The organism is Pseudomonas sp. FG35 (assembly GCF_057809295.1).
Genome location: NZ_JBMDJR010000006.1, coordinates 317,150 through 339,895, shown reverse-complemented (window position 1 = coordinate 339,895; position 22,746 = coordinate 317,150). Strand labels below are relative to the sequence as shown.

General features: G+C 63.9%; 25 protein-coding genes and 1 pseudogene. 23 read left to right on the top strand and 3 right to left on the bottom strand.

The window, feature by feature from the left end; genetic code table 11:
• Positions 1–105: 105 nt before the first annotated feature.
• The 21 genes from ACODTD_RS14930 to ACODTD_RS14830 are packed head-to-tail and all read left to right on the top strand — an operon-like array spanning position 106 to position 18,541.
• Entirely contained in the window at positions 106–831 is a 726-nt protein-coding gene (locus ACODTD_RS14930; protein WP_489104970.1) for a beta-ketoacyl synthase chain length factor, read from the top strand.
• A complete protein-coding gene (locus ACODTD_RS14925) occupies positions 807–1,616 on the top strand; it encodes a lysophospholipid acyltransferase family protein (protein WP_041475120.1) in 810 nt (269 codons plus the stop codon). The genes ACODTD_RS14930 and ACODTD_RS14925 overlap by 25 nt, the downstream gene beginning before the upstream one ends.
• Positions 1,597–1,857 carry a phosphopantetheine-binding protein gene (locus tag ACODTD_RS14920; protein WP_007952344.1) on the top strand — a complete coding sequence of 87 codons (261 nt, stop codon included), beginning with the start codon at positions 1,597–1,599 and terminating at the stop codon, positions 1,855–1,857. Before ACODTD_RS14925 ends, ACODTD_RS14920 begins: the two co-directional genes overlap by 20 nt.
• 9 nt (positions 1,858–1,866) lie before the next feature.
• Positions 1,867–2,121 (top strand): acyl carrier protein, encoded by a 255-nt coding sequence (locus ACODTD_RS14915; RefSeq protein ID WP_007947135.1) that lies wholly within the window; start codon positions 1,867–1,869, stop codon positions 2,119–2,121.
• The gene (locus tag ACODTD_RS14910) at positions 2,118–2,663 is read left to right on the top strand and encodes a COG4648 family protein (protein WP_011332105.1); all 546 of its coding nucleotides are present in this window, start codon (positions 2,118–2,120) and stop codon (positions 2,661–2,663) included. Before ACODTD_RS14915 ends, ACODTD_RS14910 begins: the two co-directional genes overlap by 4 nt.
• On the top strand, positions 2,660–4,339 hold the full coding sequence (locus tag ACODTD_RS14905; RefSeq protein WP_489104969.1) for an ApeI family dehydratase: 1,680 nt from the start codon (positions 2,660–2,662) through the stop codon (positions 4,337–4,339). Before ACODTD_RS14910 ends, ACODTD_RS14905 begins: the two co-directional genes overlap by 4 nt.
• The gene (locus ACODTD_RS14900) at positions 4,332–5,066 is read left to right on the top strand and encodes a glycosyltransferase family 2 protein (RefSeq protein ID WP_011332103.1); all 735 of its coding nucleotides are present in this window, start codon (positions 4,332–4,334) and stop codon (positions 5,064–5,066) included. Before ACODTD_RS14905 ends, ACODTD_RS14900 begins: the two co-directional genes overlap by 8 nt.
• Positions 5,063–6,010, top strand: a complete 948-nt coding sequence (locus tag ACODTD_RS14895) for a lysophospholipid acyltransferase family protein (protein WP_221615506.1) — start codon at positions 5,063–5,065, stop codon at positions 6,008–6,010. The genes ACODTD_RS14900 and ACODTD_RS14895 overlap by 4 nt, the downstream gene beginning before the upstream one ends.
• The gene (locus ACODTD_RS14890; RefSeq protein ID WP_201817132.1) at positions 5,991–7,535 is read left to right on the top strand and encodes an HAL/PAL/TAL family ammonia-lyase; all 1,545 of its coding nucleotides are present in this window, start codon (positions 5,991–5,993) and stop codon (positions 7,533–7,535) included. Before ACODTD_RS14895 ends, ACODTD_RS14890 begins: the two co-directional genes overlap by 20 nt.
• Positions 7,528–7,953 (top strand): acyl-CoA thioesterase, encoded by a 426-nt coding sequence (locus ACODTD_RS14885; RefSeq protein WP_201817131.1) that lies wholly within the window; start codon positions 7,528–7,530, stop codon positions 7,951–7,953. The genes ACODTD_RS14890 and ACODTD_RS14885 overlap by 8 nt, the downstream gene beginning before the upstream one ends.
• Positions 7,950–8,552 (top strand): outer membrane lipoprotein carrier protein LolA, encoded by a 603-nt coding sequence (locus tag ACODTD_RS14880; RefSeq protein WP_201817129.1) that lies wholly within the window; start codon positions 7,950–7,952, stop codon positions 8,550–8,552. The genes ACODTD_RS14885 and ACODTD_RS14880 overlap by 4 nt, the downstream gene beginning before the upstream one ends.
• The gene (locus tag ACODTD_RS14875; protein ID WP_489104968.1) at positions 8,536–10,875 is read left to right on the top strand and encodes an MMPL family transporter; all 2,340 of its coding nucleotides are present in this window, start codon (positions 8,536–8,538) and stop codon (positions 10,873–10,875) included. The genes ACODTD_RS14880 and ACODTD_RS14875 overlap by 17 nt, the downstream gene beginning before the upstream one ends.
• On the top strand, positions 10,872–12,032 hold the full coding sequence (locus ACODTD_RS14870) for a cation:proton antiporter (protein ID WP_489104967.1): 1,161 nt from the start codon (positions 10,872–10,874) through the stop codon (positions 12,030–12,032). The genes ACODTD_RS14875 and ACODTD_RS14870 overlap by 4 nt, the downstream gene beginning before the upstream one ends.
• Positions 12,019–13,266, top strand: a complete 1,248-nt coding sequence (locus ACODTD_RS14865) for an NAD(P)/FAD-dependent oxidoreductase (RefSeq protein WP_489104966.1) — start codon at positions 12,019–12,021, stop codon at positions 13,264–13,266. The genes ACODTD_RS14870 and ACODTD_RS14865 overlap by 14 nt, the downstream gene beginning before the upstream one ends.
• Positions 13,263–13,988 (top strand): class I SAM-dependent methyltransferase, encoded by a 726-nt coding sequence (locus ACODTD_RS14860; protein ID WP_127796691.1) that lies wholly within the window; start codon positions 13,263–13,265, stop codon positions 13,986–13,988. Before ACODTD_RS14865 ends, ACODTD_RS14860 begins: the two co-directional genes overlap by 4 nt.
• Positions 13,988–14,470, top strand: a complete 483-nt coding sequence (locus ACODTD_RS14855) for a hypothetical protein (RefSeq protein ID WP_108559220.1) — start codon at positions 13,988–13,990, stop codon at positions 14,468–14,470. The genes ACODTD_RS14860 and ACODTD_RS14855 overlap by 1 nt, the downstream gene beginning before the upstream one ends.
• Positions 14,467–15,663, top strand: coding sequence for a beta-ketoacyl-[acyl-carrier-protein] synthase family protein (locus tag ACODTD_RS14850; RefSeq protein ID WP_489104965.1), 1,197 nt, complete (start codon positions 14,467–14,469; stop codon positions 15,661–15,663). Before ACODTD_RS14855 ends, ACODTD_RS14850 begins: the two co-directional genes overlap by 4 nt.
• Positions 15,660–16,124, top strand: coding sequence for a hotdog family protein (locus ACODTD_RS14845; RefSeq protein ID WP_011332093.1), 465 nt, complete (start codon positions 15,660–15,662; stop codon positions 16,122–16,124). The genes ACODTD_RS14850 and ACODTD_RS14845 overlap by 4 nt, the downstream gene beginning before the upstream one ends.
• Entirely contained in the window at positions 16,117–16,845 is a 729-nt protein-coding gene (locus ACODTD_RS14840; RefSeq protein WP_011332092.1) for a 3-ketoacyl-ACP reductase FabG2, read from the top strand. The genes ACODTD_RS14845 and ACODTD_RS14840 overlap by 8 nt, the downstream gene beginning before the upstream one ends.
• A complete protein-coding gene (locus tag ACODTD_RS14835) occupies positions 16,845–18,080 on the top strand; it encodes a beta-ketoacyl-ACP synthase (RefSeq protein ID WP_074689577.1) in 1,236 nt (411 codons plus the stop codon). Before ACODTD_RS14840 ends, ACODTD_RS14835 begins: the two co-directional genes overlap by 1 nt.
• Positions 18,081–18,100: 20 nt before the next feature.
• Positions 18,101–18,541, top strand: a complete 441-nt coding sequence (locus ACODTD_RS14830) for an excinuclease (protein ID WP_489104964.1) — start codon at positions 18,101–18,103, stop codon at positions 18,539–18,541.
• 48 nt (positions 18,542–18,589) lie between these two features.
• On the opposite strand, the pseudogene ACODTD_RS14825 reads toward ACODTD_RS14830, so the two are convergent.
• Positions 18,590–18,709 (bottom strand): annotated as a pseudogene (locus ACODTD_RS14825) (helix-turn-helix domain-containing protein); the annotation flags it as partial.
• 32 nt (positions 18,710–18,741) lie between these two features.
• Here ACODTD_RS14825 and ACODTD_RS14820 point away from each other — a divergent pair.
• Positions 18,742–19,179 carry a hypothetical protein gene (locus ACODTD_RS14820; protein ID WP_064382846.1) on the top strand — a complete coding sequence of 146 codons (438 nt, stop codon included), beginning with the start codon at positions 18,742–18,744 and terminating at the stop codon, positions 19,177–19,179.
• On the opposite strand, the gene ACODTD_RS14815 is transcribed toward ACODTD_RS14820, so the two are convergent.
• Positions 19,180–20,076 (bottom strand): LysR family transcriptional regulator, encoded by an 897-nt coding sequence (locus tag ACODTD_RS14815; protein WP_039766450.1) that lies wholly within the window; start codon positions 20,074–20,076, stop codon positions 19,180–19,182.
• 178 nt (positions 20,077–20,254) lie between these two features.
• On the opposite strand from ACODTD_RS14815, the gene ACODTD_RS14810 reads away from it, so the two are divergent.
• Complete coding sequence (locus ACODTD_RS14810; RefSeq protein WP_489104975.1) at positions 20,255–21,469, top strand: MFS transporter; 1,215 nt, start codon at positions 20,255–20,257, stop codon at positions 21,467–21,469.
• Positions 21,470–21,538: 69 nt separating this feature from the next.
• Here the strand turns inward: ACODTD_RS14810 and hemE are convergent, their stop codons facing one another.
• A complete protein-coding gene (gene hemE, locus ACODTD_RS14805; RefSeq protein ID WP_007952372.1) occupies positions 21,539–22,606 on the bottom strand; it encodes a uroporphyrinogen decarboxylase in 1,068 nt (355 codons plus the stop codon).
• Between the last annotated feature and the right edge of the window lie 140 nt (positions 22,607–22,746).

Genomic DNA, 22,746 nt, shown 5'->3' with positions numbered 1-22,746 from the left:
ATAATGCGCGCCACCCGGCGCCACGCGCCATGCCATTTCAGGCTAAATCAGCTCAGCGGCGACGTTGGCGAAACCGCGTCAACTCAGCCCGCAGGGGCGGGATAAATGTCCGTGATCAACTTCAACATCGCCCAATGGCGCGCCTGGGCTCCCGGGCTCGACAGTGTGGAAGCCTGGCAAGCCTGGAGCCGACAACCGGTCGTGCTCGAAAGCAGCGATGCCGCACCCGATGTGTCGTTTCTGCCGGCCATGCAGCGCCGTCGTCTCAGCCGTCTGGCGCGGATGGCGTTCAGTGTCGGCTGGCCGCTGGCCGACGGTCGGGAAAATCTGCCGCTGGTGTTCGTCTCCCGGCACGGCGAAACCCCGCGCACCTTTGAAATTCTCAGCGATCTGGCCAACGATCAGCCGCTGTCGCCGACCCAGTTCAGCCTGTCGGTGCATAACGCGATCATCGGCCTGTGGTCGATCATGCGCGGCGAAACCAGCGAAATGACCGCACTCGCCGCGGCCGGCGACGGCCTCGAACACGGCATGCTCGAAGCGGCGACGTTGTTGAACGAAGGAGCCCCGGCAGTGCTGCTGGTGATCACCGAGGAACAACCGCCCGAAGCCTATTCGACGTGGATCGACGACGTACCGTTTCCCTATGCAGTCGGGCTGTTGCTCACCGCCGGTACCGACTGGCGGCTGACCCTGAACAGCGCCCCCGAAGCACGGTCAAAAACGCAGTGGCCTCATGCGCTGAATCTGCTGCGAACCCTGCTCGATCAGCAACCCCATTGCCAACATGCCTGGAAGAATCGTCTATGGACCTGGCAACGCAACCCGTGATCGGAAAAAATCGCGATGCCTATTACTGGCGTCTGCTGGCGACTGCCACCAGCTTCGCCCTGTTCGGGCTCGGTGGTCTGTGCCTGCGCCTGCTGGTATTTCCATTGCTCGGTTTCCTGCCGGGCGACGCCATTGCGCACCGCGAGCGGGCGCGCCAGACCGTCAGTCGGCTGTTCTGGTTTTTTGTCCGCTTCATGGCCCGTACCGGCGTGCTGACCTACGACATTCAGGGCGCCGAACGTCTCGGCCGTCCGGGGCAGATGATCATCGCCAACCACCCGTCGCTGATCGATGTGGTGTTCCTGATCGGTCTGGTGCGCGGGGCCAATTGCGTGGTGAAGAAAAGCCTGTGGGAAAACCCCTTCACTCGCGGCCCGCTGCGCAGCACCGAATACATCAGCAACGACGGCAGCATGGACATGCTCGACGCTGCCGCCGGTGCCCTGCAAAGCGGGCAGACCCTGATCATTTTCCCTGAAGGTACCCGCACACAGCCGGGTCAGGCGCCGGCCTTTCATCGGGGGGCGGCGGCCATCGCGCTGCGCGGTGCGAAAATCGTCACCCCGGTAGTCATCAAGGTCAGTCCGACCACCCTGACCAAGGCCGAGCCCTGGTATCGCATTCCCGGTCGCCGCGTGCACTTCAGTTTTCACGTCGGGGCCGATATAGACCCACAGACTTTCGCCGCGCAGGGCCCCGCGCCTCAGGCTTCGCGCAAGCTCAACGACTATTTGCACCAATTCTTTATCAAGGAGCTCGCCGAAGATGAGCGATCTAAACCGTGACATCAAAGAGCTGATCATCGACGCCCTGGGCCTCGAAGACATCAGCGCAGAGGACATCGGCGACGACCAGACGCTGTTTGGCGAAGGCCTGGGCCTGGATTCCGTCGACGCTCTGGAACTCGGCCTGGCGATCCAGAAAAAGTACGGCATCAAAATCGACGCCGACGCCAAGGACACCCGCAACCATTTCTCCAACGTGGCGAGCCTTGCGGCGTTCGTCACGGCAAAACAGGCAGCTTGAGACCGGACCATGCAAACTCGTGACGACATCTTCAACACCCTGCGCGATGCCCTGGTCGAGCTGTTCGAACTGGACCCGGCCCGCGTGAGCCTGGAATCCAACCTGTATCAGGATCTGGAAATCGACAGCATCGACGCCGTCGACCTGATCGATCACATCAAGCGCCAGACCGGCAAGAAAATCGCCGCCGAGGAGTTCAAGTCGGTGCGCACCGTCAGCGACGTGGTCGAGGCGGTCTACCGTCTGGTTCAACCGGCGGCATGAGCCGACTGATCGGTCTCGGCCTGCTGCTGGCGGGCCTGCTGTATCCCTTTGCGGTGTATTTCGGCATGGAGCATTTCGCCCCATGGCAGTTCGGCCTGCTGCTGGGCGGCCTGTGGCTGGCCCGCGCGCTGACCGGCGAACGCAAGCCCGGCAGCCTGTGGATGGCCTTTGTGGCGATCGTGTTCTGCCTGCTGCTGGCGGTGTTCGACAGCCCTTTGCTGCTGCGTTGGTACCCGGTGCTGATCAGCGGCTTCATGCTGGTGCTGTTCAGCCTGAGCCTGAAATACGGCCCGCCGATGGTCGAACGCCTGGCTCGCCTGCGTGAGCCGCAACTGCCGCCCAAGGCGATTCGTTACACCCGCCAGGTCACCGTGGCCTGGAGCGTGTTTTTCTTTTGCAACGGTTTGTGCGCCGCCCTGCTGACACTGTGGGCGCCGCTGAACTGGTGGATGTTGTACACCGGTCTGATCTCCTACGGATTGATCGGCCTGATGTTTGCCATTGAATGGCTGATACGACAACGGGTAAGAGGTCGCCCATGAACTGGATAAAACTTGAGCAGCTGTTGCTCAAGGCCCTGCCGGCGCGCGCAGTAACAAGCGCACCGGCACTCGATCACGCACAACTGCGCGAACAGGCCCTGAGCCTGGCCGCCGGTCTGCAAGCACGCGGCGTGAAGCGTCTGGCGGTGCATCTGGAAGATGCCGCCGACCTGGCCGTCGCCCTGCTCGGTGCCTGGCGTGCCGGCGTCAGCGTGTTGCTGCCTTCGGATCTGCAAGCGCAGACCCGTCAGCGCTGGTCGAACGACGTCGATCTGTGGCTGACCGATCAGGCCGATGACGCTCGCCTGAGCGATCTGCAGCAACCGGCCCTGCCCGCCGCCGAACTGGATCTCGACCAGTGCCGCCTCAGCCTGTGCACCTCCGGCTCCAGCGGCGAGCCCAAGCGCATCGACAAATCCCTGCGGCAACTGGCCAACGAAGTCGAAGCCCTCGAACAGCTGTGGGGTGCGGATCTCGGTGAGGCCTGCATTCTTGGCAGCGTCGCCACCCAGCACATTTACGGTTTGCTGTTCCGCGTGCTGTGGCCGCTGTGCGCCGGGCGTCCGTTCCTGCGCAAGCAACTGGCCTTCCCGGAAGACCTGCAACGCGCCAGCCGCGAGCACCCGGCCTTCGCCTGGGTCGCCAGCCCGGCGCTGCTCAAACGCATGGGCGACAACCTCGACTGGCCAGCGCTGAGCGCCGTGCGCCGGGTGTTTTCCTCTGGCGGCGCATTGCCGGCAGACGCCGCGCAAAGCCTCTATCAGCGCCTGGGACAGTGGCCGACAGAAATCCTCGGCAGCTCGGAAACCGGCGGCATCGCCTGGCGTCAGGGCGAATCGTTGTGGCAGCCGTTTGCCGGTGTCGAGTTGAGCCAGGACAGCGACGGCGCCCTGCTGATCGCTTCGCCTTACCTGCCCGCCGGGCAGGTCGAACACACCGCCGATGCGGCGCGCATTCAGGCCGATGGCCGCTTTGAACTGCTCGGGCGGCTCGACCGGATCGTCAAACTCGAAGAAAAACGCATATCCCTGCCGATGCTTGAACAGGCGCTGGTGGCCCACGACTGGGTCGCCGAAGCGCGTTTGGGCGTGGTGCAGGAAAACCGTGCGTCGCTCGGCGCCCTGCTGGTGCTCAGCGAATCCGGCCTGTTTGCCTTGCGCGAACATGGCCGGCGCAGCCTGACCGAAACCCTGCGCCGTCATCTCGGCGACCACTGCGAAGCCCTGGCCCTGCCCCGCCGCTGGCGCCTGCTGCGGCAATTGCCGCTGACCTCGCAGGGCAAGTTGCCTCAGGCCGACGTCGAAGCCTTGCTGCTGGCACCACGACCGAAGGCGCCGGAGATTCTGGAACAGGCCGAAACCGAGGGCGAATGGAACCTGCAGTTGAGCGTTCCGCCGGACCTGGCCTACTTCAGCGGCCACTTCCCCAAGGCCCCGGTGCTGCCGGGTGTGGTGCAGGTTGAATGGGCGCTGAACCTGGGTCGGCAACTGCTGAACCTGCCCGGCGCGTTCGCCGGCATGGAAGTGCTGAAGTTCCAGCAACTGGTGCGCCCCGGCGATGAAATCCAGCTGCATCTGCGCTTCGATCCGGAACGCGGCAAGTTGTATTTCGCCTACCGCAACGACACCGCCACCTGCTCCAGCGGGCGGATTCTGCTGGGGGCTGGCGATGCATAACCCTTGCGCCGTGATTCCGGTCTACAACCACGAAACCGCCATCGGCACGGTGGTCGACGCCCTGCTCGCCGAGGATCTGCCGTGCATTCTGGTGGACGATGCCAGCAGCAAATCCTGCGCGGCGGTGCTCGACGCCCTGGCCGAGCGCGAACGGGTTTATCTGGTGCGCCTCACTGCCAATCAGGGCAAGGGTGGCGCGGTGATGACCGGTCTGCGTGAAGCGGCGCGGCTGGGCTTCAGCCATGCCTTGCAGGTCGACGCCGACGGTCAGCACGACTTGCAGGATGTCGCGCGTTTCATCGAAGAATCCCGCGCTCACCCCGAGTCGCTGGTCTGCGGCTATCCGCTGTATGACGCCAGCGTGCCCAAGGGCCGTTTGTATGCGCGTTACCTGACCCATGTAATGGTGTGGATCAACACCTTGTCGCTGCAGATTCGCGATTCGATGTGCGGCTTCCGGGTGTATCCGCTGGAACCGACGCTGGGCGTGATCGACTCGGCGCGGATCGGCAAGCGCATGGATTTCGACTCGGACATTCTGGTGCGCCTGGCCTGGCGCAATCAGCCGATGCGCTGGTTGCAGACCAGCGTGCACTACCCGCTGGACGGCGTGTCGCACTTTCGCCTGTTCCACGACAACGTGCTGATCTCGAGCATGCACACGCGCCTGTTCTTCGGCATGTTGCTGCGTCTGCCCGTGATCCTCTGGCGACGGTGGCGTCCATGACCGTCGAGACCGACAAGAAGCACTGGGCCGACCGCGAAGAGCGTGGCAGTTTCCTGCTGATGAAATTCACCGCACTCGCCGCCAAGGTTCTCGGCCGACGCCTGCTTAGCCCGTTGCTGTACGGCATCGTCCTGTACTTTTTCCTGTTCGGCCGCACTGCGCGGCGCAGTGCCTGGCAGTATCAGCAGCGCCTCGCCGACTGGAGCGGTCGCCACGAATTGCGTCCGACCCGGTGGCGGGTGTTCCGCCAGTTCATGGCCTTCGCCGATTCGCTGCTCGACAAGCTCGACGTGTGGAACGGCAAGCTGAAGATCGAGCAGATCGAAATCATCGACCCGGCGCTGTTGCGCAACCAGTTGCGCGGCAGTCGCGGGCAAATGCTGGTGGGCGCGCATCTGGGCAACCTCGAAGTGTGCCGGGCGCTGGCGGAGCTGGGCGAGAAAGTCACGATGAACGTGCTGGTGCACACCAAGCATGCCGAGCAGTTCAATCGCCTGCTGGGCGAGGCCGGGGCGACCAATCTGCGACTGATTCAGGTCAGCGAGCTGGACCCGGTGATCATGCTGCAACTGCACGAACGCCTGGAGCGCGGCGAGTGGCTGGCGATTGCCGGCGACCGCGTGCCACTGCATGGCGGGCGCAGCGTGACCGTGGACTTTCTCGGCCACCCGGCGCCGTTCCCGCAAGGGCCGTGGCTGCTGGCCGGCCTGCTGAAATGCCCGGTCAACCTGCTGATGTGCCTCAAGCAGCCTGACGGCCACTATCGCCTGACCCTCGAACCCTTCGCCGACGCCGTGGTGTGGTCACGCCGCGAGCGCGAACAGGTCATTCATCAGTGGGCCACCCGCTATGCGCAACGCCTGAGTCACTATTGCCTCGAAGCACCGTGCCAATGGTTCAACTTTTACCCATTCTGGAAAACCGATGACAACGCCAACTCCTGAGCCGGTTACCTTCGGCGAACGCCCTTTGCGCATCGAAGACGTGCTGGCTCTGGCCAACCGTCAGGCGCCCGTGCAGTTGCAGAGCGACGCGCCTTATCGCGAACGCATCGCCAAGGGCGCGCGGTTCCTCGATTCGCTGCTGGACAAGGAAGGCGTGATCTACGGCGTGACCACCGGTTACGGCGACTCCTGCGTGGTCGCGGTGCCGTTGCATCACGTCGAGGCGCTGCCGCGTCATCTCTACACGTTCCACGGTTGCGGACTGGGCAAACTGCTCGACCCCCAGGCCACTCGTGCAGTGCTCGCAGCGCGTTTGCAGTCGCTGTGCCACGGCGTGTCCGGGGTGCGCATCGAGCTGTTGGAACGTCTGCATGCCTTCCTTGAACACGACATTTTGCCGCTGATCCCTGAAGAGGGTTCGGTGGGCGCCAGCGGCGACCTGACGCCGTTGTCCTACGTCGCCGCAACCCTGTCCGGCGAGCGTGAAGTGATGTTCCGTGGCGAACGCCGCCAGGCTGCCGATGTGCACCGTGAACTGGGCTGGACGCCGCTGGTGCTGCGCCCGAAAGAGGCGCTGGCGCTGATGAACGGCACCGCCGTCATGACCGGCCTCGCCTGCCTGGCCTACGCCCGCGCCGATTACCTGCTGCAACTGGCCACCCGCATCACCGCGTTGAACGTGGTGGCGCTGCAAGGCAATCCGGAACACTTCGACGAGCGCCTGTTCGCCGCCAAGCCGCATCCGGGTCAGATGCAGGTGGCCGCGTGGCTGCGCAAGGATCTGGCAATCGACGCGCCGACCGCGCCGCTGCACCGCTTGCAGGATCGCTACTCGCTGCGCTGCGCACCGCATGTACTAGGCGTATTGGCCGACAGCCTGAACTGGCTGCGCTCGTTCATCGAAACCGAACTCAACAGCGCCAACGACAACCCGATCATCGACGCCGAAGCCGAGCGCGTGCTGCACGGCGGACACTTCTACGGCGGGCATATCGCGTTCGCCATGGACAGCCTGAAAAACCTCGTGGCCAACGTCGCCGACCTGCTCGACCGACAATTCGCGCTGCTGGTGGACGAGCGTTACAACCACGGTTTGCCGAGCAACCTGTCCGGCGCCAGCGCCGACCGCGCGATGCTCAACCACGGCTTCAAGGCCGTGCAGATCGGCGCCAGTGCCTGGACTGCCGAAGCGCTGAAAAACACCATGCCGGCCAGCGTGTTCTCACGCTCCACCGAGTGCCACAACCAGGACAAGGTGAGCATGGGCACCATCGCCGCCCGCGACGCCATTCGTGTGCTGGAGCTGACCGAACAGGTGGCCGCCGCCACACTGCTCGCGGCCAATCAGGGTGTATGGCTGCGCGGCCGTGATGAAGACGCTCGCCCACTGCCACCGTCGCTGGCCGCCATGCATGAACAACTGGCCCAGGACTTCCCGCCAGTGATCGAAGACCGTGCTCTGGAAGGCGAACTGCGTCTGTGCCTGCAACGCATCGCCGAGCAACACTGGAGGCTGCATGCGTAGTGCCGGAGTGCTTCACGCCGATACGGAAATCCTCGTGCCGTTCTTTGACGTCGACACCATGCACGTCGTCTGGCACGGCCATTACGTGAAATACCTGGAAGTAGCGCGTTGCGCGTTGCTCGACAGGATCGGCCACAACTACAACCAGATGGTCGACTCGGGCTACGCCTGGCCGGTGATCGACCTGCAATTGCGATACGTGCGCGGCGCGGTGTTCGGTCAGCGGCTGAACGTGCGCGCCAGTCTGGTGGAGTGGGAGAACCGCCTGAAGATCCACTACCTGATCACCGATGCCCAGACCGGCGAACGCCTGACCCGCGCCAGCTCGGTTCAGGTCGCCGTCGAGATGAGCAGCCGCGAGATGCAACTGGCCTCGCCGAAAGTCTTCACCGATGCCGTGGAAAGGATGCTGCGATGAATGTGCTGTTGAAATCCCTCGGGGCCCTGGCGCTGCTGACGCTGTCGTCACTGGCCAACGCCTTCGACCTGCAACAGTTGAGCGAGCAACTGGCGAAACCGGACGTGATCCACGGCCAGTTCATCCAGGAAAAACACCTGCGCGCCCTGCCTCAGCCACTGATCAGCAAGGGCAGCTTCGTGCTGGCGAAAAACCACGGTTTGCTCTGGCTGCTGAAAACCCCGCTGCAACAGGATTACCGCATCAGCGCCAAGGGCATCGCCCGACGTGATGCCACCGGCTGGCAACTGCTGCCGAACAAGAGTGCCGGTGCCGAACAGAACCGACTGTTCCTCGCCGTGCTGCAAGGCGACAGCAGCGGTCTGCAACGGGATTTCGAACTGGCCCTGAGCGGCGATGCGCAGAAATGGCAACTGACCCTGACCCCGCGTTCGGTGCTGCTCAAGCAGGTCTTCAACCAGATCAACATCAGCGGCGGCACGTTGGTGAACACCATCGAACTGCTGGAAACCCAGGGCGACAGCACCGTATTGCGCATGCAGGACAGCACCGCCGGCCAACCTCTGAGCGACGCGGAGCAACATGACTTTGCCGAGTGAACGCAGGCTGCCCTGGCTGTTCCTGATCCTGCTGCTGGCGGTCGTCGCACTGGGCGCCTGGCAGTGGCGCGACGGCGCGCCGCTGTCGGCCAACCTGATGGAGCTGGTGCCCGGCACCCACCCGGACGCCCTCGAACTGCGCGCCGAACAACGCATGCAGGAACCGCTCAACCGCGACATGCTGGTGCTGGTCGGCCACACCGATCGCCAGCAAGCCGTCGCCATGGCCCAGACCCTGGGCGAGCAATGGCAGGCCAGCGGGTTGTTCGAAAAGGTCCAGTGGAACCTGCAGGCCGATCTGCCGGCCCTGCGCACGCAATTGCTGCAAGGGCGGCTGGCGATGCTCTCGGCGGATGACCGGCAACTGCTGACCGAACACCCCGACGCCTTCATCCAGCAACGGGTGCAGGCACTGTTCGACCCGTTCACCGGGTTCAGTCTGGTGCCGAGCCAGGACGACTGGCTGGGCCTGACCGGGCGCATCCAGAACAGCCAGCCACAACATGGCGCGGTGCAGCTGGACATCGGCAGCGGTGCGTTGATCGCCGACGCCGACGGCAAGAGCTGGGTGCTGCTGCGCGCACGCACCACCGGCAGCGCCTTCGACATGAATCAACCGCTGCAAGTCGCCGCCCTGCTGCAACACAGCCGTGAGCAAGCAGCTCGCGCCGACGTGCAACTGTTGGCCGCCAGCGGCTTGCTGTACGCCGCCAACGGTCAGCAGCAGGCGACCCGGGAAATGACCTGGGTCGGCGGCGGCGCCACCGTCGGCATCCTGTTGCTGTTGCTGCTCGCCTTCCGCCGCTGGCGGGTGCTGCTGGCGTTCATTCCGGTGCTGGTGGGCATGCTGTTCGGCGCGGTGGCCTGCGTCGCGCTGTTCGGGCACATGCATGTGATGACGCTGGTGCTCGGTTCGAGCCTGATCGGGGTGGCGGTGGATTACCCGCTGCACTATCTGTCCAAGAGCTGGAGCCTCAAGCCGTGGCACAGCTGGCCGGCGTTGCGCCTGACCCTGTCCGGGCTGACGCTGAGCCTGATCACCAGCGCCATCGGTTACCTGGCACTGGCCTGGACGCCCTTCCCGGCGCTGACCCAGATCGCCGTGTTCTCCGCCGCCGGTTTGCTCGGCGCCTACCTGTCGGCGGTTTGCCTGTTGCCGGCGCTGCTGAAAAACGTCGAACTGCGCCCGGCGCAATGGCCGCTGCAACTGGCCGAGCGCTTGGTGCGGTTGCGGGAAAACCTGCTCGAACACGTCAGAACGCCGGTCTTGCTGGCCCTGCTGATCGCCTTCTGCGTCGGCGGTCTGCTGCAACTGGAGAGCAGGAACGACATTCGCCAGTGGGTCGGCGCGCCGCAACGCCTGACCGATGAGGCGCAGACCATCGCGCGGATTACCGGCTATCAGCCGACCAGCCAGTTCTTCCTGGTGCGCGCCGCCGATCAGCAGCAATTGCTGGAGCGGCAAGCGGCCCTGAGCGAGCGCCTGGATCAATTGGTCAACCTCGACAAGTTGCAGGGATATCTGGCGCTCAATCAACTGGTCAGCCCGCCGGCCCAGCAGCAACAAGTGCGTGAGGCGCTGAGCAAGTTGCCGCAGTTCTGGCAGCCGTTGCTGGAGGTCGGCGTGCCGCTGGCGGCGCTGCAAACCGAGCTGCAACAGTTGCAGGCCCTGCCCGCCGAAGACATCGATGCGGCGCTGGCCGGCCCGCTCGGCGAGCCCTACCGCACGCTGTGGCTGGGGCCGACCGAGGACGGCGTGGCGGCGATGATCAGCCTGCAAGGCCTGAACAATCCGTCGCTGCTGCGGGTGCAGGCGCTGGATCTGCCGGGGGTGATGCTGGTGGATCGGCTCGGCGAACTGAACAAGGTGTTCGCCCAGACCCAGATCAGCGCCGCGGAACTGAAACTCGCGTCCTGCGTGTTGATCGTGCTGGTGCTGATGCTGCCGTTCGGTCTTGGTGGCGCGCTGCGGATCGTCGCCCTGCCGCTGCTCGCTGCGCTGTGCAGCCTCGCCAGCCTGGGCTGGCTCGGCCAGCCGCTGACCCTGTTCAGCCTGTTCGGCCTGCTGCTGGTAACGGCGATCAGCGTCGACTACGCGATCCTGATGCGCGAGCAGGTCGGCGGCGCGGCCGTCAGCCTGCTCGGCACTTTGCTCGCAGCCGCCACCACCTGGCTGTCGTTCGGCCTGCTGGCGGTGTCGAGCACCCCGGCGGTGAGTAACTTCGGCCTGTCGGTGAGCCTCGGCCTGGCGTTCAGCTTCATGCTCGCGCCGTGGGCCGGGCGTCAGACCCATGCGGTTGCCGTCACGGAGCCTGCAGCATGATGGTGGTGATTTTCTGGCTGATGGCCCTGGCGCTGTTCTTCGTCGCCACCCGGGTCGGCCGGCACTTCGGGCTGATCCCGATCGTCAGTCAATTGCTGCTGGCCAGCTTCGGCCTGCCGCTGCTGATGTACTTCTGGATCGAGCCGGGCTGGCAACTCAACGGCGCCGCACTGATCGCGCCGGGCTGGTTGAAAAATCTCTACAGCCTGAGCTTCGCCCTGTTGCTCGGGCACATTCTCAGCGACGTGATCGACCTGCGCCTGGACCGCCAGAGCGTGAAGATCGCCCTGCCGAGTTTCGCCGTGCCATTCGTCTGCGGCCTGGCGACGGCGTACTGGCTGCTGCCGACGCAGCCATGGATCAACTCGCTGGCCATCGGTCTGGTGTTCGCCATCACCGCGATCCCGGTGTTGTACCTGTACCTGCGCCACATCGACTACCCGCCCGCCGCCACCCGGCGTCTGGTGCAGACCGCGATCCTGATCGACCTGACTTGCTGGACGCTGTTCGGTCTCGCTCAGGGCAGCCTGCACCTTAGCAGTCTGTTGCTGCCGCTGGGGCTGGCCTGCGTGCCGGTGCTGCTGCGGGTGTTCGGCATACGCCGACCATTGACCTACAGCCTCGGTTTTTTTGCGCTGTTGGTGCTGGCCGAACACTACAAACTCAACGCGCTGATTTTTGGCATCGGCTATCTGCTGTGCATGGCCGCGCTCAAAGTGCCACTGGTATTGCCGATCCCGGCGCACTGGATGAACCGCTTGCAGACGTGGGTGGCGATTCCGCTGATCCTGACTTTCGGCATCGGCCAGATCGACGTGCACAGCGCCCTCGCCAGCCTCGGCGCCGTGCAATGGGCGGCGCTGCTGCTGTTGCCGGTCGCCAGCAAAATCCTGGGCAACTGGCTCGGCCTCGGCTGGGCCGGCGCGTCGTTCGCAGGCGCCAGTCGCTGGCGCGAAAGCGTGCTGCTGAACATTCGCGGCTTGAGCGAAATCGTCTTTCTCAACCTGCTGTTGCAACAACAACTCATCAGCCCGGCGCTGTACTTTGCGCTGATGCTGATGGGTCTGATCGCGACGCTGCTGCCGGCCTTCATCGGCCTGCACCGGGCGTCGCTGAACCCTATTGCCGTACCCAGGAGCTCACGTGCCAATCGTTGAAATGGAATCCCGTCAGGTCGTGATCATCGGCGCCGGCCCCTCCGGCGCCATCGCCGCCGCATTGCTCAAGCGCAAGGGGCACGACGTGCTGGTGATCGAGCGTCAGCATTTCCCGAGGTTCTCCATCGGTGAAAGCCTGCTCTGCCATTGCCTGGATTTCGTCGAAGAGGCCGGCATGCTCGAGGCGGTGAATGCCGCCGGGTTCCAGCGCAAGAACGGCGCGGCATTCGCCTGGGGCGAGCGCTACAGCGCCTTCGATTTTGCTGACACCTTCACCGCCGGCAAGCCCACGACGCTGCAGGTGCAACGCGCCGACTTCGACAAGTTGCTGGCCGATCAGGCCTCGTTGCAGGGCGCGGAAATCCGCTACGGCGACGCGATTGTCAGCGTCGATTTCGAACGTCCGAGACCGCAGCTGAATGTGCGCCGCGAAGACGGCAGCGAGTACCGCGTCGAAGCCGATTTTGTCCTCGATGCCAGCGGTTACGGCCGCGTGTTGTCACGTTTGCTCGACCTGGAAGCACCATCGAATTTCCCGGTTCGACAGGCCGTCTTCACTCACGTTGAAGACCACATTGATCATCCCGGCTTCGACCGCGAGAAGATCCTCATCACCACCCACCCGCAGCACCGCGATATCTGGTTCTGGTCGATCCCGTTCAGCAACGGTCGCTGCTCGGTGGGCGTGGTGGCTGCCGCTGAACATTTCGCAGGTCGCGATGCCGACCTCGACGCCTGCCTGCGCGGGTTCATCGCCGAAACCCCGAGCCTGGCCAAAGTGCTGAACAACGCCGTATGGGATACCCCGGCGCGCACTCTCGGCGGGTATGCGGCCAACGTCAAAACCCTGCACGGCCCGGGCTTCGCGCTGCTGGGCAACGCGGCGGAATTTCTCGACCCGGTGTTCTCCTCGGGCGTGACCATTGCCATGCGTTCGGCGAGCATGGCCGCCGCTGTGCTGCATCGACAGTTGCAGGGCGAAACGGTGGACTGGCAACGGGAATTCGCCGAGCCGCTGAAACGCGGGGTCGACACGTTCCGCTGCTACGTCGAAGGCTGGTACGCCGGCACCTTTCAGGACGTGATTTTCCACGAGCAAGGCTCCCCGGAAATCCGCCGCATGATCTGCTCGATCCTCGCCGGTTACGCCTGGGACGAACGCAACCCGTTCGTCAGTGAAGCGCGCCGTCGGCTGAAGACGATCTCCGAACTCTGTGCAAGGGACGACACATGAATTACCTGAGCGACAACTACGTCGAGGAAACCCGCTTCGGCTTCTGGTTCCTGCGCAGTCACACCTGGCAGCACCATGTGCTGCGCGTGGCGATCAACGATCTGCGCGGACTGTTCAGCGAATCGTTGCCAGCCAGTCCGGTGCTGCTGGATGCCGGTTGCGGCCAGGGCAAGTCGTTCGGTCACCTGCGCCAGACCTTCGCGCCTCAGCGCCTGATCGGGGTCGATGCCGATCCGCACAGCCTGGAATTGAGCGCCGCCGAGGCCGCGCGCCTGGGCTTCGACGTCGAGCTGATCGGCAGCGACTGTGCGACGCTCAATGTGCCGGACGCCAGCGTCGATCTGCTGTTCTGTCACCAGACGTTCCATCATCTGGTGGAGCAGGAAAAAGCCCTCGCCGAGTTCTATCGGGTGCTCAAGCCGGGCGGTTATCTGCTGTTCGCCGAGTCCACCGAGGCTTACATTGATACGTGGGTGATTCGCTGGCTGTTCCGTCATCCGATGCACGTGCAAAAGAGCGCGGCGCAGTACCTGGAGATGATTCGCCAGCAGGGTTTCGAGTTCGCCGAACAGAACGTTTCGTACCCGTATCTGTGGTGGAGCCGGTCGAAGGATTTCGGTCTGCTCGAACGTTTTGGATTGCGCCAGCCCAAGCCCTTTGGCCAGCGGGAAGAAACCCTGGTCAACGTGGTGGCCCGCAAACCTTTGAACGAGGCTGTCTGATGTTGCGTGTTCTACTGCTCGCCTGCGTCCTGCTGCTCGGTGCCTGCGCCAGTCAGGCGCCGCTGCCGGCCGGCAACCCGAGCCTGCCGCTGCCGATGCAACTGCATATCGAGCGGCACCTGGCCGGACAACAGCAAGACTGGTTGCTGGTGATCCAGCGCGAAGGGCCGGGCATCCGCTGGTCGATGATGGATCCGCTGGGCATTCCCCAGGCGCGTCAGCAGTTGATCGACGGGCACTGGCAGGCCGACGGCCTGCTGCCGCCCAACCCGGAAGCCCGGGAGCTGTTCGCCGCGCTGCTGTTCGCCCTGACCCCCGCGGGCGAGCTGTCGCGCAACTACCCCGACGCGCAGCAACAGGGCGGCCGACGGTCCCTGCCGGCGCGCTGGGACATCCGTTACACCCAACCCTTGAGTTTCGAATTGAACCTGCCACAAGGCCCGCACTATCGCGTAACGCCACTCGGTGAACCGACGTCATGACCGCCTACCTCAATGCCCTCGGCGTGATCTGCGCCCTGGGGCGCGACAAGCAAACCGTGGCACGCAACCTGTTTGCCGGCGACTGCTCCGGCATGCGCCGCGAGTCCGGCTGGGTGCCGGAGCGCGAACTGCCGGTGGCCGCCGTACACGGCGATCTGGCGCCGATTCCCGAGGCGCTGGCCGACCAGCGCAGCCGCAACAATCAACTGCTGCTGGAAGCCGCGTTGCAGATTCGCGATGACATCGAGCAGGCGATCCAGACTTACGGTCGCGAGCGCATCGGCGTGGTGCTCGGCACCAGCACTTCGGGCATCGACGAAGCCAGCCGAGGCCTTGCGCACTACATTCGCGACCAACAGTTCCCGGCCGATTACGACTACCGGCAACAGGAACTCGGCGCCCCGGCGAATTTCCTCGCCGACTGGCTGCAACTGAGCGGCCCGACCTATGTGATTTCCACTGCCTGCACCTCCAGCGCACGCGCGCTGATGAGCGCCCGACGCCTGCTCGATCTGGGCCTGTGCGACGCGGTGCTGTGCGGCGGTGTCGACAGCCTGTGCAAACTGACCCTCAACGGTTTCAGTGCGCTGGAAGCGGTGTCGGACGAGCGCTGCAACCCGTTTTCCGCCAACCGCAACGGCATCAACATCGGCGAAGCGGCGGTGCTGTTCGTGATGAGCAAAGAACGCGGCGCAGGGCCGGGCATCGCCTTGCTGGGCGCTGGCGCCAGCTCCGACGCGCACCACATTTCCGCACCGGAACCGACCGGCCGCGGCGCGCTGCAAGCGATGCAAAAAGCCCTCGATCAAGCCCACCTGCAAGCCGACGACATCAGCTACCTGAACCTGCACGGCACCGCGACCCAGCACAACGACGCCATGGAAAGCCAGGCCGTCGCCGCGCTGTTCGCCGACGGCGTGGCGTGTTCCTCGACCAAACCGATGACCGGCCACACCCTCGGTGCCGCCGGTGCACTGGAAGCAGCGTTCTGCTGGTTGAGCCTGAGTGCCGACAATCCCGACCACGCCTTGCCGCCGCACGTCTGGGACGGCCAGCCGGATCCCGACCTTCCACCGCTCAAGTGGGTGACCGCAAGCGAACGCCTGGCGTCCATTGCACCCCGCTACCTGATGAGCAACTCGTTTGCCTTCGGTGGCAATAACGTCAGCCTGATTATCGGAGACGCCCCATGACCCACTGGCCGCTCGCCGAATTGCTGCCCCACGCTGGCGACATGATCCTGATCGACCGGATCCTGAGCTTTGACGACGAACAGATCCACACCACGCTCACCGTCCGGCCCGGCGGCCTGTTCAGCCTGCCCGACGGCAGCCTGCCGGCGTGGGTCGGCGTTGAGCTGATGGCGCAAAGCGTCGCCGCGTTTGCCGGCTGCCATGCGCGGCAGAAAGGCAACCCGGTGGAGCTGGGCTTTCTGCTCGGCACACGCAAGTTCGAATGCAATGTCGCGGCCTTTCCGGTTGGCAGCGAACTGACCATCCATGGCCTGCGCTCGCTGGAAGACGACAACGGCATGGGTGTATTCGAATGCCATATCAATGCGCCCGGCATCGAGGCCAGCGCCCGGTTGAACGTGTTCCGCCCGCCCCAGGCAGCGGACTATCTGGAACAATCCAAGGAGTCGAACGATGACTGAATCCATCCTGGTCACCGGCTCCAGCCGTGGCATCGGCCGCGCCATCGCCCTGCGCCTGGCCAGCGCCGGCCACGATATCGTCCTGCATTGCCGCAGCGGCGTGACGGAAGCACAAGCAGTGAAAGCCGAAGTCGAAGCCCTCGGCCGCACCGCGCGCATCCTGCAATTCGACGTGGCGGATCGCGAAACCTGCAAAGCCATCCTCGAAGCCGACGTTGAAGCCCACGGTGCCTACTACGGCGTGGTGCTCAATGCCGGGCTGACCCGCGACGGTGCCTTTCCGGCCCTGAGCGACGATGACTGGGACGTAGTGCTGCGCACCAACCTCGACGGTTTCTACAACGTCCTGCACCCGGTGATGATGCCGATGATCCGCCGCCGCGCCGCTGGTCGCATCGTTTGCATCACCTCGGTTTCGGGGCTGATCGGCAACCGTGGCCAGGTCAATTACAGCGCCTCGAAGGCCGGCGTGATCGGCGCGGCAAAGGCGTTGGCGATCGAACTGGCCAAGCGCAAAATCACGGTGAATTGCGTCGCGCCCGGTCTGATCGATACCGCCATGCTCGATGAAAACGTGCCGGTGGAAGAACTGCTGAAAATGATCCCCGCACAACGCATGGGCACGCCTGAAGAGGTGGCCGGTGCGGTGAATTTCCTGATGTCGGCGGAAGCGTCGTACATCACCCGCCAGGTGCTGGCGGTCAACGGAGGCTTGTGCTGATGAAGCGCGTCGTCGTCACCGGCATGGCCGGCATTACCTCGCTGGGCAGCGACTGGGACACCATCGCCGGCAATTTCGCCGCCAACCGCAGCGGCATCCGCCGGATGGACGAGTGGGATCGCTTCAGCGAGCTCAACACGCGCCTGGCCGGGCCTATCGATGATTTCCAGGTGCCGGCGCACTGGACCCGCAAACAGCTGCGCAGCATGGGCCGTGTCTCGCGGCTGGCTGTCGGCGCGGCGGAAAAAGCGCTGGCCGATGCCGGCCTGCTCGGCGACGAATCGATCAAGGACGGGCGCATGGGCGTGGCCTGTGGTTCGTCCACCGGCAGCACCGACGAGATCAAGGCGTTCGGCAACATGCTGCTCAACTCGGTGGCCGAAGGCCTCAACGCCAACTCCTACGTGCGCATGATGCCGCACACCACGGCGGCGAACATCAGCATCTTCTTCGGCCTCACTGGCCGCTTGATCCCGACCTCCAGCGCCTGCACCAGTGGCAGCCAGGGCATAGGCTACGCCTACGAGGCGATCAAATTCGGACGCCTGCCGCTAATGCTCGCCGGTGGCGCCGAAGAGCTGTGCCCGACCGAAGCCATGGTGTTCGACGCGCTGTACGCCACCAGCCTGAAAAACGATGCGCCACACACCTCGCCACGCCCGTACGACAAGGGCCGCGACGGTCTGGTGATCGGTGAAGGCGGCGGCATGCTGGTGCTTGAAGAACTGGAACATGCCCTGGCGCGCGGTGCGCACATTCACGCCGAGATCGTCGGTTTCGGCAGCAACGCCGACGGCCAGCACACCACCCGCCCCGAACAGATCACCATGCGCCGGGCAATGGAACTGGCGCTGGAAGATGCAGGCCTTGCGCCGGACGTCATCGGCTACGTCAACGGCCACGGCACCGCCACCGAACAGGGCGATGTCGCTGAAACCCTGGCCACCAGTGCCCTGTTCGGCGAACGCATGCCGATCAGCTCGCAAAAGAGCTTCCTGGGCCACACCCTCGGCGCCTGCGGGGCGCTGGAGTCGTGGTTCAGCATCGAGATGCTCAACCGCGACCTGTACGTGCACACGCTCAACCTCGACGAGGTCGACCCGCACTGCGGCAAACTCGACTACCTGCGCGGCGAGTTCCGCCAGATGAGCCACGAATACGTGATGAACAACAACTTCGCTTTCGGCGGGGTCAACACCTCGCTGATTTTCCGTCGCTGGTCACAACCGAATTAATCCAGGTCAAGGAGACCTCCATGCACTTCAAGAAACTCGCTGCCACCCTGCTCATCTGCGCCATGCCGGCCGTCAGCCAGGCCCGTGACACGGCGGTCTACCTGCCGTTCGACAAGGCCGTCGCCGAAGCGACCCGCACCGGCAAGATCGACGGCAGCGTGAAGTTCTATCTGGCGGGCAACGCCCCGGCCGGCAAAGTCACCATTGTCAGCCCCGGCGCCGTGACCAACAAGAAGACCAACGCCTTCAACAAGACCGACCAGGAAGCCTGCGAGTGGGTTGTGCAATCGGCGATCATCAGCCTGCACCAGGCCGCAAAAAACGCCGGCGTCAACGCCGTGACCAACATCGTCAGCTTCTACAAGAGCAACGAGCGCAAGGATGCGAAAACCTACGAATGCCACGCGGGCGCCATCATGGCGGGCGTAGCGTTGAAGGGCGATCTGGCGACGGTTCAGTAACGGCCGGAAACGACAAAGGGCGCCTTTCGGCGCCCTTTTCAATTCAGATCATGTGCTGGCATGCAACTTCAGCCCCAGCGCTTTCATGACTTTGAGGATCGTTCCAAACTCGGGATTTACCTCGCCTGACAGTGCGCGATATATGGCGTCTACACTCGTCATACCCCTGATTTGCTGCGCGTTACGTCAAGGAGACGACCATGCAAGCGAAAGCCCTGATCACCGCCGCCCTTCTCGGTCTGCTGCCCGGCGCCAGCCACGCCACCAATCTGATGTACATGCCGTTCGAAACCGTCGTGTCGGATGCAATGCGCGCCGGGCGGCTGGATGGCAGTGTGAAGTTTTATCTGGTCGGCAACGGACCTCAGGGCACTCAGCGGTTGTTACAACGCGGGGTGGTCAGCGACTTGAAGACCAACGGCTTCAACAAGAGCGATCACGACTCGTGCGAGTGGGTGTTGCAGTCGAATCTGATTGCGCTGCAGGCCGAGGCCAAGCGTGTCGGGGCGAATGCGGTGACCAACATCGTCAGCTACTACGACCAGCATGTGCGCAAGGATCTGAACACTTACGAATGTCGGGCCGGCATCTTTGTCACGCGGGTGGCGTTGAAGGGTGATCTGGTGCGGCTGCCCTGATCAACCGGCTTCGACCTTGCGCGTGAGCAGTTCGACAAACGCCTTGGCCATCGGCGATTTCTGGTCCTTGCGCTGCACCAGCCAAACCGCCGTCACGGCCTCGGGATCGAGCAGCGGTCGGTAGACCACGCCGTCGATGCGCATCCGTTGATACGAGGCCGGCATGACTGACACGCCCAGGCCGGCTGCCACCAGACCGATGATGGTCATGGCTTCGCCGGCCTCCTGGGCAAAGTGCGGACTGAATCCCGCGTCGCGGGCCAGGCTGATCAACTGTGAATACAGACCACTGCCGTAACTGCGCGGGAAAAACACGAACGGCTCCAGGGCCAGCGCCGAGAGGAACAGCCCTTCTTCAGAGCCCTGCGCCAGCGGATGCTTGGAACTGAGCACCGCTACCAAGGGCTCGCGCATCAGTTCGACCACGCTGAGCGAATCCGGCAAACCCAGCGGTCGCATGATGCCGACTTCGATCGATTCGTCCACCAACGCGTCGGCCACCATGGTGCTGCTCATCTCCCGCAGATTCAGGTGCACAGCCGGGAAACGCTGACGGAAGGAAAATATCGCCTGGGGAATGGTCGAGTTGAACGGCGCCGATGAGGTAAAGCCGATCTTCAGCTCACCCAACTCACCAAGTTGCGCGCGGCGAGCCACGTCGGCCGCTTTATCGACTTGCGCGAGCACCAGCCGCGCTTCCTCCAGAAACAGTCGCCCGGCCTCGCTGAGCTCGACCCGACGATTGGTCCGCTCGAACAGTCGCGCGCCGACTTCCTGTTCCAGCGCCTGGATCTGCTGGCTCAGCGGTGGCTGGGAGATGCCCAGCACCTGAGCGGCGCGGCCGAAGTGCAGTTCTTCGGCGACGGCGATGAAGTAGCGCAGATGACGCAATTCCATGGGCACCCCATTAGGTCGTAAAAGCTATCAAACAGGTCGAACAATATATTGGATAGAAATATTAGCCAGCTATATGATTTTTTCATTGCCTGTCTGCCCGCGCCCTCCGAGGTCTGATGTGAAAACCGCCGTCGCTCCACTGGCCCATGAAGTCCCGCCCGCTGCGGCGGACGATGTGATGACCGAACTGCAAGAGATCTACATCGAGAAAGGCACGCCCGCGTTCATGCGCACGGTGCTCGCGCTGTTCAGCGGAGGCTTCGCCACCTTCGCCCTGCTGTACTGCGTGCAGCCGATGATGCCGCTGCTGTCCCACGAGTATTCGATCAACGCTGCGCAGAGCAGCCTGATCCTGTCGGTGGCCACCGGCATGCTGGCGTTCGGTCTGCTGATCACCGGCCCGATTTCCGATCGGGTCGGGCGCAAACCGGTGATGGTCGCCGCGCTGTTTGCTGCTGCGCTATGCACCATCGCCAGTTCGATGATGCCGAGCTGGCACGGCGTCTTGATCATGCGCGCGCTGACCGGGCTGTCATTGAGTGGCCTGGCGGCGGTGGCGATGACGTACCTGAGCGAGGAAATCCATCCGCAGCACATCGGTCTGGCGATGGGTCTGTACATCGGCGGCAACGCGATTGGCGGGATGAGCGGGCGGTTGATCACCGGTGTGCTGATCGACTTCGTCAGCTGGCACACGGCGATGATGGTGATCGGCGGTCTGGCGCTGATCGCGGCGGCGGTATTCTGGAAAATCCTGCCGGAATCGCGCAACTTCCGCTCCCGCTCGCTGCATCCGCGCAGCCTGCTCGACGGCTTCACCATGCATTTTCGCGATGCCGGCCTGCCGCTGCTGTTCCTTGAGGCGTTCGTGCTGATGGGTGCGTTCGTCACCCTGTTCAACTACATCGGTTACCGCCTGCTGGCCGAGCCGTATCACATGGATCAAGTGTTCGTGGGACTGCTGTCGGTGGTGTACCTGTCGGGCATCTACAGCTCGGCGAAAATCGGTTCGCTGGCCGACAAACTGGGACGCCGCAAAGTGCTGTGGGCCACCATCGCCCTGATGTTCGCCGGCCTCGCCCTGACCATGCTCACACCGCTGCCGCTGGTGATCATCGGCATGCTGATCTTCACCTTCGGCTTCTTCGGCGCCCACTCGGTGGCCAGCAGCTGGATCGGCCGCCGGGCGCTGAAGGCCAAGGGCCAGGCGTCGTCGTTGTACCTGTTCAGCTATTACGCCGGGTCGAGCATCGCCGGGACAGCGGGCGGGGTGTTCTGGCACATGGCCGGGTGGAACGGGATTGGCCTGTTCATCGGCGCGCTGTTGCTGGTGGCGCTGTTGGTGGCGTTGAAACTGGCGAAGCTGCCGCCGCTGGGTGGCGTCAAAGCCTGATTCACGCCCACAAAAACGCCCGGCATAAGCCGGGCGTTTTTGTTTTCTAGCATTAGAGCTGAGCGTCGATTACTCGTGATACTGCGCCGACAACTCATGCACCGCACGCAGGAACGCGCCGGCGTGTTCCGGGTCGACTTCCGGGGTGATGCCGTGGCCGAGGTTGAATACGTGGCCGCTGCCCTTGCCGTAGCTGGCGAGGATGCGCCCGACTTCGGTGCGGATCGCTTCTGGCTTGGCGTACAGCACGGTCGGGTCCATGTTGCCTTGCAGCGCGACCTTGTCGCCGACGCGGGCGCGGGCGTTGCCGATGTCGCAGGTCCAGTCCAGACCCAGTGCGTCAGCGCCTGCGTCGGCGATGCTTTCCAGCCACAGTCCGCCGTTCTTGGTGAACAGGATCACCGGCACTTTGCGACCGTCGTGCTCGCGGATCAGACCGCTGACGATTTTCTTCATATAGGCCAGGGAGAATTCCTGATACGCCGCCGCCGACAGGTTGCCGCCCCAGGTATCGAAGATCTGCACCGCTTGCGCGCCGGCCTGGATCTGGCCGTTCAAGTACGAAGTCACCGACTGCGCCAGCTTGTCCAGCAGCAGGTGCATGGCTTGCGGGTTGTCGTAGAGCATCGCCTTGGTCTTGCGGAAGTCTTTCGACGAGCCGCCTTCGACCATATACGTGGCGAGGGTCCACGGGCTGCCGGAGAAACCGATCAGCGGTACGCGACCGTTCAGTTCACGGCGGATGGTGCTGACCGCGTCCATCACGTAGCCGAGGTCTTTGTGCGGATCCGGGATCGGCAGGGCTTCGATGTCGGCCAGGGTGCTGACGACTTTCTTGAAGCGCGGACCTTCACCGGTCTCGAAGTACAGGCCCTGGCCCATGGCATCGGGAATGGTGAGGATGTCGGAGAACAGGATCGCCGCGTCCAGTTGCGGATAGCGGTCGAGGGGCTGCAGCGTGACTTCGCAGGCGAATTCCGGATTCATGCACAGGCTCATGAAATCACCGGCCTGGGCGCGGCTGGCGCGGTATTCCGGCAGGTAGCGGCCGGCCTGACGCATCATCCACACAGGGGTGACGTCTACGGGTTGCTTGAGCAGGGCGCGGAGGAAACGGTCGTTCTTCAGGGCAGTCATGTCGGCATCCGGAAAAAAAGTGCGGGCATTTTCTCAGAGCGCGACGCAAAAGGCACGGATGCAGGTCAGCCTTTTGTCTATCGGGTCAATTTGTCGCAATGATTTCGCGGGTTTCAGCAACACCCTGAAAACAATGTGGG